Origin of the sequence: Klebsiella sp. K-Nf6 (assembly GCF_002806655.1) — a bacterium.
Taxonomy (GTDB): domain Bacteria; phylum Pseudomonadota; class Gammaproteobacteria; order Enterobacterales; family Enterobacteriaceae; genus Klebsiella; species Klebsiella variicola.
In genome coordinates this window covers 842,925-859,990 of the sequence record NZ_PIBN01000001.1, presented here as the reverse complement: position 1 = coordinate 859,990, position 17,066 = coordinate 842,925, and the positions used below count along the sequence as shown (strand labels likewise).

Here is a 17,066-nt window from a genome sequence, read left to right as displayed (position 1 = left end):
GAGCACGACCTTGCCAAGGTCGGGGTCGCGAGTTCGAGTCTCGTTTCCCGCTCCAGATTATCAGCATCGGCAGTTGCGGGTGCTTCAGTATTAAAGGCGCGTTAGCAAAGCGGTTATGTAGCGGATTGCAAATCCGTCTAGTCCGGTTCGACTCCGGAACGCGCCTCCACTTTATATCCCGAGCCCGGATGGTGGAATCGGTAGACACAAGGGATTTAAAATCCCTCGGCGTTCGCGCTGTGTGGGTTCAAGTCCCACTCCGGGTACCATTGGGATAAAAGCAGAATAATCAAAGCAATAAGCAGTGTCGTGAAACCACCTACGGGTGGTTTTTTTGTTTCTATCCCTCCCTTTTCCTGACATCCTCGTAAGATAACCTTCTTCTACCCTTCAGATTAGGCCGTTCAGTCAACCTTTCATTTGTCCCAGGACAAAACGATCTCTCCTTGCTACTATCAACCGGATTCGTATCCCAGCCTGCCGGAGGCATCATGTTCACAGGGCTTTGCGCATTTCCGCTGACGCCGCTGCATCAGCAGCATATTGATGAAAAGGCGTTTATCCGTATTCTCTCTCGTCTTACCGATACCGGCGTCGACTCGCTGGGCATCCTGGGCTCGACCGGCAGCTACGCTTATCTGAGTCGTGAGCAGCGCAAGCGGGTGGTGCAGGTGGCGAAAGCGCATGTTGGGTCGATCCCGATGATGGTCGGTGTCGGCGCCATCGCCACCAGCGAAGTGCTGCGCCTGGTGGAGGATGCCCAGCAGGCCGGGGCGGATGCGTTATTACTGCCGATGATGTCCTATCAGCCGCTTTCTGCGGAGGAGATCTTTGCCTTTTACGAAGAGGTCTGTCGGCACGTCTCGGTTCCGGTTTGCCTGTATGACAATCCCCGCACTACTCACGTCACGCTGGCGGATGAGCTGCAGGGGCGCATCGCCGCCTTGCCGGCCATCGCCTCGATTAAAATTCCCGGTTTGCCTGAGCCACAGGCGCGTGAACGAGTGGCAACGCTGCGCCGTCATCTTCCTGCCCGCGTTACGCTTGGCGCCAGTGGCGACGCCCTGGCGACGGCGGGATTGCAGGCCGGTTGCGAAGTCTGGTACTCGGTTTGCGGCGGGCTCTTTCCCCAACTTTCGGGGGCGCTGGTAAGGGCGATTCGTACTGGCGACGCGGCGCAGGTTGCGGCGCTGAATGCGCAGCTGACCCCGCTCTGGCGATGCTTTGACCGCTATGGCGGCAGCCTGCGGGTGATAGCCAGTGCGGCGGCCATTCTCGGGCTGTGCGATCCTGACTGTCTTCCCCGGCCCTTGCTGCCGTTAGGGGAGGAGGCCATTCGCGACGTGGCGGCGGCGCTGCAGGGCCTGGCCTGATGCGCATGGGCAGGCGGATTGCCGCGCCGGGTGGCTTTCTGTCGGCAATTCGGCTACTGTAGGCCCGATTTTTACCATGCGAGCCTGTGAATGAATACCGGACCTTTAAACGAAAACGAACTGGAATGGCTGGACGAAACGCTGGCGAAATACGCCACCGAAGGCGCTATTCTGGATGTGTCTGAACTGGATGGCCTGCTGACGGCTATTCTCTCAGCACCGACTGATATCGAACCAGCCCAGTGGCTGGTGGCCATCTGGGGCGGGGTGGACAATGTGCCGCGCTGGGCCAATGACCGCGAGCGCGATCGCTTTGTCGATCTGACGCTGCAGCATATGAGCGACATCGCCGAACGGCTGGAGTCCTATCCCGAACAGTTCGAACCGCTGTTTGGCACCCGCGAAGCGGAAGGTCAGGAACTGACGATCGTCGAAGAGTGGTGCTTTGGCTACCTGCGCGGCGTAGCGCTGAGCGACTGGTCGACGCTGCCCGCTGAGCTTCAGCCGGCACTGGACGCGATTGCACTCCACGGCAGCGAGGCGCAGTTTACCGCGCTGGATAATCTGACGGCGGATGAGTTTATCGACAGCATCGAGCGTATCACGCCGGCAGCGCTGGCGCTTTACCAGTACTGGATGGCGAATCCGCAGCCGGTGGTGGTTCAGCAACCGGTCAGAAATGAGGCGAAGGTCGGACGCAACGATCCCTGCCCGTGCGGGAGCGGAAAAAAGTATAAGCAGTGCTGCTTAGCAAAATAAAACCAGGGGCCAGCCGGCCCCTTTTTTTATCCCACCGCAGGCAGCAGTCCGGCGACGATACTGAACTGAATCGCCACGATACCGATCCCGCACAGCAGAACCAGCCACAGCGCCGGCGCGCCGCCGACCACCCGCCAGGCAGCCTGCGGATGTTGTCGGCGGCTCTTCATTGCCAGCAGAGCAGGCAACATCAGGGCCAGCACGGCGAGCGCCACCCCGGCGTAGCCCAGGGCCATAACAAAACCGCGTGGATAGAACAGGGCGAACGCCACCGGCGGCAGGAAGGTGATTGCTCCACTCTGCAGACGCCCACTCACGCTGTTTTTGCGTTGAAACACATCGGCCAGATAATCAAACAAGCCGAGCGAGACGCCGAGGAATGAGGTCGCCAGCGCGAGGTCGGCAAACAGGTGTACGGCCAGCTCCACGTGTGGAGACGCCACCACTTCGCGGATCGCCTCCAGCAGTCCGTTCAGACCGGCGTTTTTGGCCAGCAGGGCGGTGAACGCGGGAGGGTTGATACTCCCCAGCGTCGCCAGCTGCCAGAAAATATAAGCCACCAGCGGAATAAAGCTGCCGATAATAAATACCCGGCGCAGTTTGCGGATATTGCCGCCAAGATAGCTGACTATGCTCGGCACGCTGCCGTGAAAGCCAAAGGAGGTAAAGATCACCGGAATGGCCGACAGCGCCAGGCCTTGCTCAACCGGCAGCGTCAACAAATTGACTTGATGAATATGCGGCATCAGTAGCGCCAGCATAATCACCAGAAAGATAATTTTGGCGCTAAACAGGAAGCGATTGAATAAGTCGACCAGCGAGGTACCGATGCACACCACCGCCCCGCCCAGCGCCGTAAATAACAGTACGCCGGCCGCCGGCGGCAGCTGCCAGTCCAGCCACTGGTTGAGGCTGGAAGCGAGCAATTCACCGGCGCCACTGATATAGGCCGCCGTGAGGGCATACAGCAGAAACAGCATGCAGAACCCGGTAATCCACTGCCCGTAGCGGCCCAGATAGCGTGCGGCCAGGGAACCGAGCCCCATGTCGGCAGGCACGTGCTGGTAGACTTCCAGCAACAACAGGGCGGTATAGCACATCAGTGCCCACAAGGTGAAAAGTAAACCCAGCGTGACGGTAAACCCGACGCCGGCGGCAGCCAATGGCATCGCCAACATTCCTGCACCGATAGTGGTGCCAGCTACGATTAAAATACTGCCCAGAGTGCGGTTTTTCACGCTTTTCGCTATCCCTACAGCAAATAACAATAAATTATGCCGCGCAGAGTAGGGGATATTACGGCATTCGTCAAATGAGGGTTACAAGGGGTGTAATGTAAACTTTACGAAGTTAAAGGGGGGAAAGCCTGCGCTGGCGCAAGGCGCCGATGGCATGGCTGGCCTAAGCTGGTGGTTTTCAGGAGGGGTTATGTCTTCTATTCATGGTCATGAAGTACTGCAGATGATGCTCGCCTCGGGTGAGTCCTGGACGGTCGCCTCGCTGGAGGCCGCCATTCGCCATCGCTTTGGCGAAGAGGCGCGGTTTCACACCTGTTCAGCAGCGAATCTAAGCGCCGCAGAGCTGGTGGCGTTTTTAGAGAAAAAAGGCAAATTTATTGCCAGAGAGGAAGGCTTTACTACCGCAGAAAATAAGATTTGCCGGCATTAAAAGGGCCGCGACATGGGGATGTCGCGGCACGGAAGATTAATTCTGTGTGTCGAGGGTCGCCAGTTCTTTATCGATAAAGTACAGACCTTCGCCACTTTTTCCAACGAGGGTCAGTTTATCAATCACCGATTTAAATAATTTCTCTTCTTCGTGCTGTTCAGCAACATACCACTGCAGGAAATTAAAGGTCGGGTAATCCTGACTGGTCATGGCGGCGTGCGCCAGTTCATTAATTTTTTGCGTGATCAACTGCTCGTGCTCATAGGTCTGGCGGAACAGCTCGTCCAGTGAGGCATATTCGGCAAACGGGGAGGCGATAGCGTTGATGCGCGGCAGGCTACCGGTGTCGGTCAGGTAGTCGAACAGGCGCTGCATATGGGTCATCTCTTCCTGGGCATGGCGACGCAGGAAGGCCGCAGCCCCTTCAAAACTGTGGTAACTGCACCAGGCGCTCATCTGCTGATAAAGAAGAGAAGAATAAAGTTCAAGATTCATCTGTTCATTCAGTTTGTCGATCATTTCCGTTTTCAGCATTGTCGCGCTCCTGGAATTAAAAATAGATGTTATAGGATGCCACTATAATTTGTTATTTAATTATTTGCAAAAAGTAAATTTAAAAATGTTTTATTTAAAATGCTAATGGGAATAACACGCATTGGCAGTTTAATAATAAATGAGAATGGTTTTAATTTATTATTAATCGTATTGGAAAATCAAATGACCTTCCAACTGGCTGACGAAGTTCAAACCGCGAGGTGGGGTTGCTTGCCTGGGGGCGTGGACCTGGCGACTGGACCGGCGGAGAGGGCGAAAGTGTGAAGCGCTGCGTAATTTTTAAAACAACTTTTCATAAAATTTGAAAGTTTGTTTTTCAGGTAGTAGAGTGCAGTCAACGCCAATGACATTCTGCGGGCAGGCCCGCACAGCATTCAGGAGAGTAAACCATGAAGATTGCACTGATGATGGAGAACAGCCAGGCGAACAAAAACGCCATCATCCTTAAGGAGCTTAACGCCGTTGCCGATGAAAAAGGATTCCCGGTGTACAACGTCGGTATGAGCGATGAGCACGATCATCATCTGACCTACATTCACCTCGGGATCATGGCCAGCATCCTGCTGAATTCGAAAGCGGTCGACTTCGTGGTCACCGGCTGCGGTACCGGTCAGGGAGCGCTGATGTCGCTGAATATTCACCCGGGCGTGGTCTGCGGCTACTGTATCGATCCGGCGGACGCGTTCCTGTTTGCTCAGATCAACAATGGTAATGCGCTGTCGCTGCCGTTTGCCAAAGGTTTCGGCTGGGGCGCGGAGCTGAATGTACGCTTTATCTTTGAAAAAGCGTTTACCGGCCGCAACGGCGAAGGCTATCCGCCGGAGCGCAAAGAGCCGCAGGTGCGAAATGCCGGGATCCTCAACCAGGTTAAAGCGGCAGTGGTAAAAGAAAACTATCTCGACACCCTGCGCGCCATCGATCCGGAGCTGGTGAAAACCGCGGTATCCGGCCCACGCTTCCAGCAGTGCTTCTTCGAAAACTGTCAGGATAAAGCCATCGAAGCCTTCGTTCGCCAGATCGTCGGTTAACCGTCATCAGGGCCAGCGCCGCTGGCCCTTCCATCATTTATGTCTTCTTCTCCGACACGCTGCTGCCGGCCGTTTTGGCCAGATGCAGGCTGTCGATCATCCCCACCAGACAGATCAACGCGATAAAGACAAACGACAGGCGAAAGCTGATCCCCGGCAGCGTGGAAAGGTGCAGCCAGTCGCCGACCTGCTCACCCAGGCGAATACCAATTGCCCCGAGCGTGATCCCCAGTCCTACCGCCAGCTGCGACGCGGTACTGAACAGCGTATTGGCATCACTCATCTGCGCGGCGGGGACATCGGCAAAAGCCAGCGTGCTTACGCCCGTAAACTGGATAGAGCGAAATACCCCGCCGAGATAAAGGATCAGCATGATGGCCCAGACCGGCGTCTGTGGCGTGAGCAGCGCGCAGGCCAGCAGTGAACAGACGTTCAGCGCACCGTTGATCAACAGCAGCCGGCGAAAGCCCAGCCAGCGGATCAGCGGCGTGGTGGCGGGTTTGATGGTCAAATTGCCGACAAACACCGCCAGCACCAGCAGGCCGGAGTGGAAGGGATCCATGCCGAACCCTACCTGAAACAGCAGTGGCAGCAGAAAGGGGACCGCGCTGATGGAGGAGCGGAACAGCGAGCCGCCGTACATCGTCACCCGGAACGTAGGTACCTGTAGCGCGTCGAGACGAACCATCGGCGCCGTCGCCCGGCGGAAGTGGCGTATAGCATATGCCAGACAGCCGAAGCCAAGCGCGGCGAGGGCCAGCGTCGGCCAGATCTGCGGCTGGCGATCGCCGAGCCGTTCCATCGCGGTGACCAGACTGACCATCGCGACTGCGGTGGTGATAAAGCCGGTGAGATCGAAGGAGCGCCGTTCCGTTTCGCGAATATCAGGGATAATGCGCAGCGCAAGGATGATGGCTGCAAGGCCCAGCGGGACATTGATAAAGAAGATCCAGTGCCAGCTGGCGTACCGGGTGATAAAGCCGCCTAAAGGCGGGCCGATAATGGGGGCCACCAGCGCCGGCCAGGTGAGGGTAGCGATGGCTTTGATCAGCAGGTGTTTCGGCGTGGTTCGCAGTACCGCCAGGCGACCGACGGGGACCATCAACGCGCCACCGATCCCTTGCAGGATACGCATGGCGACAAAGGTATGCACCTCGGTGGAGAGGCCGCAGAAGACCGAGGCAAGGGTAAAGATCGCCAGGGCGAGGGTAAAAATAGCGCGAGCGCCGAAGCGATCGGCGATCCAACCGCTGGCTGGGATCAGTACCGCGAGGGTGATCAGATAGGCGCTGATGCCGATATTCAGTTCGACCGCGGTGACGCCAAAATCTTTCGCCATATCGGGCAGCGCGGTGGCGATCACCGTCCCGTCGAGAAACTCCATAAAAAAAGCACCGGCCACCAGCAGCGCAGGCGCTGAAAAAGCACGTTCGTCTCTGGAAGAGATCGTGGTAGTCATGTTGTTAATGCCATCAAGAGTGTGAACCTGGGCAAAGCGGCAGGAGAAGTTCCGCCAGCCAGTAGGGCAGATAAAAAAACCTGCGACGGCAGGTTTTTTTATCTGTGACGATTTAGGGTACTATTACGCTCCTGAAAAAAGGAGTAATTAATGTCTCAACATCTTACCGAACACGATGAGCTGGTTTCCGATGTGGTTGCCTGCCAGCTGGTTATCAAACAGATCCTCGACGTCATTGACGTCATTGCGCCCGTGGAAGTGCGTGAAAAAATGACCACTCAGCTGAAAGCTATCGACTTCGCCAGCCATCCGGCCTCTGCCGATCCGGTGACCCTTCGCGCGGTGCAAAAAGCGATCGCGTTGATTGAGCTGAAGTTTACCCCGCAGGAAGAAACGCATTAATAACAGGCCTCGCCGGTCACCGGCGGGGCCTTCTTCTTTAATGGGAAATCACGGTCTGCGCAGGCGCAGGGGCCGTATCTTTGAACAATTTGCTGTTGCCCCAACACTCTTCGTAGCGGTGGCCGACCAGATCTTCCACGATAACTCGTACATCCGGCGCGATATCGCTGATTTTTCCGCCCGCTTTGATCCGCGCGACTTCCTGCAACACCACCAGATGGGCTTTACGATCCAGCTTCATCTGCTTGCTGAAGACGATGGCGGCCAACGCTAACGCGATCACCCCGACGCAGAATACCACTGCGATAGCGGTCACCGCGCTTTCCGGTTGGCTGTGCGCTTTTGACTGGAAACCGTAGAAGCTCAGGATCGCCCCCATCGAGAACACCACAATCGAGCGCAGAATTTTCCCTGAGAAGGTCATGGCGCCGGCATAGATCCCTTCCCGACGGCGTCCGGTGTAGATCTCATCGACATCGGCCAGGAAGGTGTAAACGGTCCAGGGAATGTAGTAAACCCCGCCGGTACCCAGGCCGAACAGCACGGTAATGCCGAACATCAGCACCGTCGCCAGGCCTGACGGCAGATGGAAGAACCACAGCGAGGTATACAGCAGGACCGCGAAAATCACGATCCCCAGCGCCAGGATATAGGGTTTGCTGAAGCCCTTTTTCACGCACAGGCCGATAAACAGCGCCGTAGAGATCAGCTGCAGAATCGAGTTCAGGCTATTCAGTCCGGCGACCATCGCCGGGTCATGCTGCAGAACGAATATCACGAAATAGGTGAAGATGGAGGCAAACAGCCATTCAGCGCCAAACCCGCACAGGTACATACCGAGATGTTTGCGGAATACGCGCAGGTAAAAGGTGGAACGCATATCTTTTGCCAGCGACAGCAGGGTGCTCAGTAGTCCTTTTTTCGCGCTGGTTTCCACTTCTTCCTCGCGTTCGCGCTCCCAGCTGCACAGCCACAGGCAGGAAATCGCGACGATCAGGATAGCGCCGTAGGTCAGACCGGTGAGGAAGAAAGGGGTGGCAGAATCTTTGCCATACAGCAGAATGAACTGTCCGGGAATAAACGCCGCAAGGAAGTTGGCTAGCTTGCCGAAAATGGCTTTATAGCCGGTCAGTTTTGAGCGCAGCGAGAAATCATCGGTCATCTCTGTCGCCAGCGTTTCATAAGGCACCATGATAGAGGTGTAGATGATCTCAAACACCACATAGGTGCAGAGGTAGTACCAGAAACTCAGGCCTTCCACCCACAGCAGCGGGTAGAACATCATCAGCGGAATACCGATTAGCAGAAAGAAACGTCGGCGGCCGAAGCGCTTGCCTAAGCGCGTTTTGCCAAAGTTATCGGTGAGATAACCCATCAGCGGGTTGCTGATAGCATCAATGATGCTGGCGACGGAGAAGATAAATGAGGCCTCGATCAGCGTCAGGCCGCAAAAGGTCGTATAAAAATAGAGCAGCCAGGCGCCGCTTATCGCCAGTGCGCCACTCCCCAACAGATTACCACCGCCGTAAGCTAACTGATGGCGTAACAAGATCGGTCTTCCCTGCAGCCCTTCAGGGGCTGAAGCCGTATATCTAGCCATAAAAAAATAAACCTCGTGTTTTATATTTTTGAAACACTGTTTTTATATTTCTTTGTGGCTTGATAAAAAGTGACCGCGCTCACTAATCCCTGAGAAGGGATAGCGGTGACGTGGGAATGCGATCGCGCTAAAACTTTTTTATTCTATTGGGGAATAAATGAGGTGGGAAAATTGACATAACTGATTTAAAGCGAGAGACGGGGCAGCGCGGTCGCGCTCCCCCGGCAGAGCGAAGTGTCCGACTAATGTGGCTTCCGCGATTCCCCGACCAATGCCATCAGACGCCGATCGGTCTGCTCCATCCCGAGACCGGCTTTATCGGCGTTGCGGATTTCCTCAAGCACGCTTTGCAACAGCAGACCATCCTGTTGCTGCTCCTCCGCCAGCAGCGTCAGAAATCGCCAGGTGTTATCGTCGCTGTGCGCTCTGGCTTCTTCGGCAAGACCGCTCAGCATCCTGCTACGCTGTTGGTAATCGCTCAGGGTTTGGGTAAACAGATCTTCCAGCGAGGTACACTCGGGATTACAGGCGTGGTCGGGATTCACTATCGGCCAGCTGCCGGCTTTTTTCAGATAATCAAACACGCGCATGGTGAGGGTGATGCTGCTTTGCGCGCGGGTGCGCAAAAATGTTGCGGCGCCGTCGAACCGATGCCGGGCGCACCACTCGCTTAAATTCAGGTAAACGTTAGAGGCGTGAAACTCAAGGTTCATTTGGGTGTTTAGCTTTTGTGCCATTCCTGGAACTGCCATAAAAATATCCTTATTAACCTGGAAGGGGTTACTGATGCGTGTCAACGGATCCTGCGGATAACCGCAAGATAAAATAGTGACACGCTGCACTGTTGCAGAATAATAAAACTCTACACATTCCATATGGTCGGGTAATTTTTCCCGTTTGCCGACGATTTAAGAATACTCGCTGAATGGAATTAAGAAAACTCTCAAGTGCGGTAATTTACGTTTTGTTACACCATTATTTGTGAGTAGCGTCAGGATTGAGATTATGCGCCGTTGGCGGGGCTTGCTGGCATCGGGCTAGTGATAAGTTATAGATATTTGACTACGAAATTTTTCTTAGAACAGAGCGAAATAACTTATTTCAACAGTAATGTTTCAGGCTAATGAAAATTATTTTTATTTTTTGTTGCAGGCTTTTTTTGAAGAGGAATATATTTTTTTCAATTCGGAATAAATTACGCAAAAGATCCGTTTTTTCGCGATATTAAGTGGGCCACGTAGCCCAGCCGTGTGAGGCTGCTTGTCACAGGAAAAAGTGAAAACGCGATCGGCCTTCACGACGCCGTCAACCTCCGGTGATAACAGCGTTGTAACCCTCCGTTAAACACCCTCTGACATCACAAGGATAAGTCTGCTGGTGGTATAGATGATCCTGCTATATGTCGCTAAAATTGTATGACAATTATGTCTTTTTTTATGTCATTTTTTGCTAAATGTATGTACGCAATTACTGTAATTCCGCGATGTGATAATGCTCTCGTATGGAGAAATAATTTCCGGGTATTACTACTCTAACAACGGCAGTGGGGAATGCGATTTTTCTAATGCCTTGTTTTGATGCCGATAAAATTGTTAATTCCGATTTTTCCCTACATGAAAGCGAATTAAAGCTGGAGTTTACCATGCACAAATTTACTAAAGCGCTGGCGGCCATTGGTCTCGCTGCGGTTATGTCACAATCAGCTATGGCGGAAAATTTAAAACTGGGTTTTCTGGTGAAACAACCGGAAGAGCCATGGTTCCAGACTGAGTGGAAATTTGCTGATAAAGCAGGAAAAGATTTAGGGTTTGACGTCATTAAGATTGCGGTTCCGGATGGTGAGAAAACCCTCAACGCGATCGATAGCCTGGCGGCCAGCGGCGCGAAAGGTTTTGTCATCTGTACCCCCGATCCCAAGCTCGGGTCGGCGATTGTCGCCAAAGCGCGCGGCTATGACATGAAGGTCATTACCGTCGATGACCAGTTCGTCAACGCCAAAGGTAAACCGATGGAGAGCGTGCCGCTGGTGATGATGGCGGCCAGCGAAATCGGCGCCCGCCAGGGGCAGGAGCTGTATAAAGAGATGCAGAAACGCGGCTGGGATGTCAAAGACACTGCGGTAATGGCTATCACCGCCGATGAGCTGGACACCGCCCGTCGTCGCACCACCGGCTCCATTGATGCCCTGAAGGCAGCCGGCTTCCCGGACGCGCAAATCTACCGCGTGCCGACAAAATCTAACGATATCCCGGGGGCGTTTGACGCCGGTAACTCAATGCTGGTCCAGCACCCGCAGGTGAAACACTGGCTGATCGTTGGGATGAACGATAACACCGTGCTCGGCGGCGTGCGTGCCACTGAAGGCCAGGGCTTTAAAGCACCGGATGTGATTGGCATCGGCATCAACGGTGTGGATGCGGTCAACGAACTGTCGAAGGCGCAACCGACCGGCTTCTATGGTTCCCTGCTGCCAAGCCCGGATATTCATGGCTATAAAACCAGCGAAATGCTCTACAACTGGGTCACCAAAGGCGTTGAACCGCCGAAGTTTACGGCGGTGACCGATGTGGTGCTGATTACCCGCGATAACTTCAAAGAAGAGCTGGCGAAAAAAGGGCTGTAACAGCCCGGTTGAACTGGCCCCCGCCGCGGCGGGGGCTGAGTGCTGAAGAGCGGAGTCGTTATGCAACAGTCTACCCCTTATCTCTCATTTCGCGGCATCACCATGACGTTCCCTGGCGTAAAGGCCTTGTCCGATATCAGTTTTGACTGCTACCCAGGACAGATCCACGCGCTGATGGGCGAAAATGGCGCAGGCAAATCGACGCTGCTGAAAATTCTCAGCGGTAACTACATCCCGACCGCCGGTCACCTGCAGATCGGCGGCCAGCAGATGGCGTTCAGCAATACCATGGCGGCGCTGAACGCTGGCGTGGCGATTATCTACCAGGAGCTGCATCTGATCCCGGAGATGACCGTCGCCGAAAATATCTATCTTGGCCAGCTGCCGCACAGAGGCGGTATCGTCAACCGATCGTTGCTCAATTATGAGGCCCGCCTGCAGCTGGAGCATCTGGGGCTGGATATCGACCCGGAGACGCCGCTGAAATATCTCTCCATTGGCCAGTGGCAGATGGTGGAGATTGCCAAAGCGCTGGCGCGCAACGCCAAGATCATCGCGTTCGATGAACCGACCAGTTCGCTCTCCGCCCGCGAGATAGACAACCTGTTTCGCGTTATCCGCGAACTGCGGGAGGAGGGGCGGGTCATCATCTATGTTTCGCACCGGATGGAAGAAATTTTCGCCCTCAGCGATGCCATCACCGTCTTTAAGGATGGCCGCTATGTTTGCACCTTTGACGATATGCCGAGCGTCAGTCATGACGCGCTGGTCCAGGCAATGGTGGGACGCAATCTGGGGGATATTTACGGCTGGAAGCCTCGCCCCTATGGCGAAGAGCGGCTGCGCCTGGAGGAGGTCAAAGCGCCGGGCGTGCGTACGCCGGTCAGCCTCTCGGTACGCAGTGGTGAAATTGTCGGCCTGTTCGGGCTGGTGGGCGCCGGTCGCAGCGAACTGATGAAAGGCTTATTTGGCGGGACGCGGATCACCGGCGGTCAGGTGTATATCGATGGCCAGCCCGTCGACATTCGTAAACCGGCCCAGGCCATTCGGGCCGGCATGATGCTGTGCCCGGAAGATCGCAAGGCGGAGGGGATTATTCCGGTTCACTCCGTGCGCGACAACATCAATATCAGCGCCCGGCGCAAGCATATTCACGCTGGCTGCCTGATCAACAACGCCTGGGAGGCGGACAACGCCGATCAGCATATCCAGTCGCTGAACATTAAAACGCCGGGCCCGGAACAGCTGATCATGAACCTGTCTGGCGGTAACCAGCAGAAAGCGATCCTTGGCCGCTGGCTGTCGGAAGAGATGAAGGTGATCCTGCTCGATGAGCCCACCCGCGGCATCGACGTCGGCGCCAAACATGAAATTTACAACGTGATATATGGCCTCGCCGCCTCAGGTGTTGCCGTGGTGTTTGCCTCCAGCGACCTGCCGGAAGTGCTGGGCGTCGCTGACCGCATCGTGGTGATGCGCGAAGGACAAATCGCCGGCGAACTGCTGCATGAAGAAGCCAATGAACAGCAGGCGTTAAGCCTTGCGATGCCAAAAGTGAGTCAGGCTGTCGCCTGAGTAAGGAGTAAATGATGTCATCAGTGACTACGTCCGGCGCTACCCGCTCTGCCTTTAGCTTTGCCCGCATTTGGGATCAGTTTGGCATGCTGGTGGTGTTTGCTGTGCTGTTTATCGGCTGCGTTATTTTTGTGCCCAACTTTGCCTCATTCGTCAATATGAAGGGGCTGGGGCTGGCGATCTCGATGTCCGGGATGGTGGCTTGCGGCATGCTCTTCTGCCTGGCCTCCGGCGATTTTGACCTGTCGGTGGCGTCGGTTATCGCCTGCGCCGGGGTGACCACCGCGGTGGTGATTAATCTCAGCGAAAGCCTGTGGCTGGGGATTGCCGCCGGCCTGCTGCTGGGCGCGGTCAGTGGCCTGGTCAACGGCTTTGTCATTGCGCGCCTGAAGATTAACGCCCTGATCACCACCCTCGCGACGATGCAAATCGTCCGGGGCCTGGCCTACATTATCTCCGACGGTAAAGCGGTGGGGATCGAAGATGAGCGTTTCTTCACCCTCGGCTATGCCAACTGGTTTGGTCTGCCGGCGCCAATCTGGCTGACGGTCGCCTGCCTGGTGGTTTTCGGATTATTACTAAACAAAACCACCTTTGGTCGTAATACGCTGGCTATTGGCGGCAATGAAGAGGCGGCGCGCCTGGCCGGGGTCCCGGTGGTGCGCACCAAGATTATTATCTTTGTTCTCTCCGGTCTGGTATCGGCCGCCGCGGGGATCATTCTGGCGTCGCGGATGACCAGCGGCCAGCCGATGACCTCGATTGGCTATGAGCTGATTGTTATTTCAGCCTGCGTGCTGGGCGGGGTATCGCTGAAGGGCGGGATCGGCAAGATCTCCTACGTGGTCGCCGGGATCCTGATCCTCGGGACCGTGGAGAACGCGATGAACCTGCTGAACATCTCGCCATTCTCACAATACGTCGTGCGCGGTGTGATCCTGCTGGCGGCGGTGATCTTTGACCGCTACAAACAAAAAGCCAAACGTGCGGCCTGATTTTAGGCCGAACTTTTAAGTCTACAGAGTAATTACCGCCAGCGCCCGTTTCGCTGGCGGTAATTATCAAAAATGGCGAGGTTGGTCACACTGTCTATACTTACATGGCTAACATATAATTAACAACCAGCTTCGGCTGGCCATGATAAGGAGGAAACAGGGTGGATAACCAGATATCTGTACCGCCTGCGCTAACCGGAAACTACGCTTTTTTCTTTGACCTCGACGGTACTCTTGCCGATATCCAACCGCACCCCGATCAGGTGGTGATACCCGACAACACGCTGCAGGCGCTCAACGCGCTGGCCCAGCAGCAGGGTGGGGCGGTGGCATTGATTTCAGGGCGCTCAATGGCTGAACTTGACGCGCTAACCCATCCCTGGCGGCTACCGCTGGCCGGTGTTCACGGGGCAGAACGCCGTGATATCAATGGTAAAACCTATATCGTATCTCTGCCGTCGGCGCTGCGCGATGAAATCGCGGCTGAACTGACCTCGGCGCTGCAGGCGCTTCCCGGCTGCGAGCTGGAGAGTAAAGAGATGGCCTTCGCGCTGCACTACCGTCAGGCTCCGCAGCAGCAGAGCGCGGTGCTGGAGCTGGCTCAGCGCATCGTTCAGCGCTACCCGCTGCTGGCACTGCAGCTGGGCAAGTGCGTGGTGGAGATTAAACCCCGCGGAGTGAACAAAGGGGAGGCGATCAGCGCCTTCATGCAGGAGGCGCCGTTTGCCGGTCGCGAACCGGTTTTTGTCGGCGATGATTTGACCGACGAGGCGGGATTCAGCGTGGTTAATCAACTGCAGGGGATGTCGGTAAAAGTCGGCGCAGGGGAAACTCAGGCGCACTGGCGGTTGGCGGATGCCGCCGCTGTAAGGACGTGGGTGCAACATCTGGCGTATGACGCGCAAATCGAAAGGAGGGATGACCATGAGTCGTTTAGTCGTAGTCTCTAACCGTATCGCCTTACCGGACGATAAAAAATCGAGTGCTGGCGGTCTGGCCGTCGGCATCCTGGGGGCACTGAAAGCGGCGGGGGGTCTGTGGTTTGGCTGGAGCGGCGAAATTGGCGATGACCAGCAGCCGCTGAAGCAGGTCTCCCGCGGAAATATCTCCTGGGCGTCGTTCAACCTGAATGAACGGGACCATGATGAATATTACAACCAGTTTTCCAACGCCGTGCTGTGGCCGGCCTTCCACTATCGTCTTGACCTGGTCAGCTTCCAGCGCGAAGCCTGGGAGGGGTATCTGCGGGTTAACGCGATGTTGGCGGACAAGCTTCTGCCGCTGATCGAGCCAGACGATACGCTGTGGATCCATGATTACCATCTGCTGCCTTTCGCCAGTGAACTGCGTAAGCGCGGAGTGAACAACCGGATCGGCTTCTTTTTGCATATTCCATTCCCGACGCCGGAGATTTTTAACGCGCTACCGCCACATGCCGAGCTGCTGGAGCAACTGTGCGATTACGATCTGCTGGGCTTCCAGACCGAAAGCGACAGAACCGCCTTTCTTGACAGCATTGCCATGCAGACCCGACTCTCCGATCTCGGGGACAAACGCTATCAGGCATGGGGTAAGGCGTTCAGTACCGAGGTTTATCCGATTGGGATCGATCCGGACGAAATTACGCGCAACGCCAAAGGCCCGCTGCCGCCGAAGCTGGCCCAGCTGAAGAATGAGCTGAAAAATGTGAAGAATATTTTCTCCGTGGAGCGCCTTGACTACTCGAAAGGATTGCCGGAGCGATTCCTTGCCTATGAGACGCTGCTTGAGAAGTACCCTCAGCATCATGGCAAGATCCGTTATACCCAGATTGCGCCCACTTCCCGTGGCGATGTGCAGGCCTATCAGGATATCCGTCACCAGCTGGAAACGGCATCCGGACGCATCAATGGCCAGTTTGGCCAGCTTGGCTGGACCCCGCTCTACTACCTGAACCAGCATTTTGACCGTAAGCTGCTGATGAAGGTCTTCCGCTACTCTGACGTCGGGCTGGTGACGCCGCTGCGTGATGGCATGAACCTGGTGGCGAAAGAGTATGTCGCGGCGCAGGATCCGGATAACCCCGGGGTGCTGGTCCTGTCGCAGTTTGCCGGGGCGGCGCAGGAGCTGACCAGCGCGCTGATCGTCAACCCTTACGATCGCGATGAGGTGGCCACCGCGCTGGATCGTGCTCTCAGCATGCCGCTGGCGGAACGTATCGCCCGTCATTCGGCGATGCTGGAGGTGATCAGAGAGAATGATATTCATAACTGGCAGGCGCGCTTTGTCGACGATCTGCAGCATATTTCGCCGCGCAGCGAGGAGAGCCGCCTGCGGGGGAAGATAGCCACCTTCCCTAAACTGGCCTAGTTCAGGAAAAGGGCTAACCGGCGTTAGCCCTTTTCAAGGGAAACCAGCAGGACATCGACGCCGCTACTGCCGACGATATTTTTCGCCGAGCAGGTGGCGCGCGAGAAAAGCGAGTGGTTGTGATTGCCGCAGATCACCAGATCGACCTTGTGCGACTGGCAAAAGTCTTTGACATGGTGACCCAGTTCGCCGCAGGCGATGGTCATTTTTTCTATCGGGTAGTCCGCCTGACGTGCCAGCTCATTGAGAAACTCCCGCGTTTCTTCCTGCATCAGCTCACGCAGATTTTCCATCATCGGTGCGGCGAACTGGTTATACATCTCCGGGTCCGTGGCGAAGGTGATAAAGCTCACTTTCGCGTTAACGGGGCGGGCAATCGACACCGCTTTTTTAATTAATATCTGACTCTCCGGCGTTGGCGCGACGGCAACCAGCAGATGTGTATAAGGCATCAGGCCTCCTTGAGATACGCGGAATAACCCTTTCTTCCATTCTTTACTCCTGTTTCCCCAGCGGCGCAAGGGCTGCTCCCGTGATTTGCGACGCTCTTCGCCAGTCCGTGTTTTCTCCACAAGATCACATAAATGAACCCATCTTTTTATTTAAAAGAAATGCTGTTTTATAAATGAGTGAAGTGGAGGCATCGTCTCTTTGTCCTTTTGCCACCGGCGGTTGTTCCG

General features: G+C 55.5%; 16 protein-coding genes, 2 tRNA genes and 1 pseudogene. 12 read left to right on the top strand and 7 right to left on the bottom strand.

Going from position 1 to position 17,066, the window contains the following annotated elements:
• Positions 1-95 precede the first annotated feature (95 nt).
• The 4 genes from CWM61_RS04245 to CWM61_RS04230 all read left to right on the top strand — a co-directional run bounded on the left by CWM61_RS04245 (position 96) and on the right by CWM61_RS04230 (position 2,132).
• Positions 96-169: transfer RNA gene (locus tag CWM61_RS04245), tRNA-Cys, on the top strand.
• Between the two features lie 13 nt (positions 170-182).
• Positions 183-269 (top strand) — tRNA-Leu (locus CWM61_RS04240).
• 222 nt (positions 270-491) lie between these two features.
• The gene (locus CWM61_RS04235; protein ID WP_074385436.1) at positions 492-1,373 is read left to right on the top strand and encodes a dihydrodipicolinate synthase family protein; all 882 of its coding nucleotides are present in this window, start codon (positions 492-494) and stop codon (positions 1,371-1,373) included.
• A 90-nt stretch (positions 1,374-1,463) separates the two neighbouring features.
• Positions 1,464-2,132, top strand: a complete 669-nt coding sequence (locus CWM61_RS04230) for a YecA family protein (RefSeq protein WP_100630737.1) — start codon at positions 1,464-1,466, stop codon at positions 2,130-2,132.
• Between the two features lie 26 nt (positions 2,133-2,158).
• Here CWM61_RS04230 and tyrP read toward each other — a convergent pair whose 3' ends face one another.
• Positions 2,159-3,370, bottom strand: a complete 1,212-nt coding sequence (tyrP, locus tag CWM61_RS04225) for a tyrosine transporter TyrP (protein ID WP_074385438.1) — start codon at positions 3,368-3,370, stop codon at positions 2,159-2,161.
• A gap of 190 nt (positions 3,371-3,560) precedes the next feature.
• Between tyrP and CWM61_RS04220 the strand changes: the two genes are divergently transcribed.
• The gene (locus CWM61_RS04220; protein ID WP_061154075.1) at positions 3,561-3,800 is read left to right on the top strand and encodes a YecH family metal-binding protein; all 240 of its coding nucleotides are present in this window, start codon (positions 3,561-3,563) and stop codon (positions 3,798-3,800) included.
• Positions 3,801-3,836: 36 nt separating this feature from the next.
• Here CWM61_RS04220 and ftnA read toward each other — a convergent pair whose 3' ends face one another.
• Together ftnA and CWM61_RS29780 are read right to left on the bottom strand one after the other, a co-directional pair.
• A complete protein-coding gene (gene ftnA / locus CWM61_RS04215) occupies positions 3,837-4,334 on the bottom strand; it encodes a non-heme ferritin (RefSeq protein ID WP_008804225.1) in 498 nt (165 codons plus the stop codon).
• A gap of 56 nt (positions 4,335-4,390) precedes the next feature.
• Positions 4,391-4,501 (bottom strand): annotated as a pseudogene (locus CWM61_RS29780) (hypothetical protein); the annotation flags it as partial.
• Positions 4,502-4,744: 243 nt separating this feature from the next.
• Here CWM61_RS29780 and CWM61_RS04205 point away from each other — a divergent pair.
• Entirely contained in the window at positions 4,745-5,383 is a 639-nt protein-coding gene (locus CWM61_RS04205; RefSeq protein WP_061154076.1) for an RpiB/LacA/LacB family sugar-phosphate isomerase, read from the top strand.
• A gap of 37 nt (positions 5,384-5,420) precedes the next feature.
• Here CWM61_RS04205 and CWM61_RS04200 read toward each other — a convergent pair whose 3' ends face one another.
• A complete protein-coding gene (locus CWM61_RS04200; RefSeq protein WP_074385440.1) occupies positions 5,421-6,842 on the bottom strand; it encodes an MFS transporter in 1,422 nt (473 codons plus the stop codon).
• A 150-nt stretch (positions 6,843-6,992) separates the two neighbouring features.
• On the opposite strand from CWM61_RS04200, the gene CWM61_RS04195 reads away from it, so the two are divergent.
• On the top strand, positions 6,993-7,244 hold the full coding sequence (locus CWM61_RS04195; RefSeq protein ID WP_002911524.1) for a DUF2766 family protein: 252 nt from the start codon (positions 6,993-6,995) through the stop codon (positions 7,242-7,244).
• Positions 7,245-7,281: 37 nt separating this feature from the next.
• On the opposite strand, the gene CWM61_RS04190 is transcribed toward CWM61_RS04195, so the two are convergent.
• Together CWM61_RS04190 and CWM61_RS04185 are read right to left on the bottom strand one after the other, a co-directional pair.
• Positions 7,282-8,793, bottom strand: a complete 1,512-nt coding sequence (locus tag CWM61_RS04190) for an MFS transporter (protein ID WP_165784173.1) — start codon at positions 8,791-8,793, stop codon at positions 7,282-7,284.
• A gap of 293 nt (positions 8,794-9,086) precedes the next feature.
• Positions 9,087-9,596, bottom strand: coding sequence for a non-heme ferritin-like protein (locus CWM61_RS04185; protein WP_100630736.1), 510 nt, complete (start codon positions 9,594-9,596; stop codon positions 9,087-9,089).
• An 890-nt stretch (positions 9,597-10,486) separates the two neighbouring features.
• Here CWM61_RS04185 and CWM61_RS04180 point away from each other — a divergent pair.
• From CWM61_RS04180 to otsA, 5 genes are all read left to right on the top strand, one after another.
• Positions 10,487-11,467 (top strand): arabinose ABC transporter substrate-binding protein, encoded by a 981-nt coding sequence (locus CWM61_RS04180; RefSeq protein WP_002911518.1) that lies wholly within the window; start codon positions 10,487-10,489, stop codon positions 11,465-11,467.
• A 60-nt stretch (positions 11,468-11,527) separates the two neighbouring features.
• Positions 11,528-13,042, top strand: coding sequence for an L-arabinose ABC transporter ATP-binding protein AraG (gene araG, locus CWM61_RS04175; protein WP_074385443.1), 1,515 nt, complete (start codon positions 11,528-11,530; stop codon positions 13,040-13,042).
• Positions 13,043-13,056: 14 nt separating this feature from the next.
• Positions 13,057-14,037, top strand: a complete 981-nt coding sequence (gene araH, locus CWM61_RS04170; RefSeq protein WP_004203438.1) for an L-arabinose ABC transporter permease AraH — start codon at positions 13,057-13,059, stop codon at positions 14,035-14,037.
• A 161-nt stretch (positions 14,038-14,198) separates the two neighbouring features.
• Complete coding sequence (gene otsB, locus CWM61_RS04165) at positions 14,199-14,987, top strand: trehalose-phosphatase (protein WP_061154081.1); 789 nt, start codon at positions 14,199-14,201, stop codon at positions 14,985-14,987.
• A complete protein-coding gene (gene otsA / locus CWM61_RS04160; protein WP_100630735.1) occupies positions 14,962-16,386 on the top strand; it encodes an alpha,alpha-trehalose-phosphate synthase in 1,425 nt (474 codons plus the stop codon). Before otsB ends, otsA begins: the two co-directional genes overlap by 26 nt.
• A 23-nt stretch (positions 16,387-16,409) precedes the next feature.
• On the opposite strand, the gene uspC is transcribed toward otsA, so the two are convergent.
• Positions 16,410-16,838, bottom strand: coding sequence for a universal stress protein UspC (gene uspC / locus CWM61_RS04155; RefSeq protein WP_100630734.1), 429 nt, complete (start codon positions 16,836-16,838; stop codon positions 16,410-16,412).
• Positions 16,839-17,066: the final 228 nt, after the last annotated feature.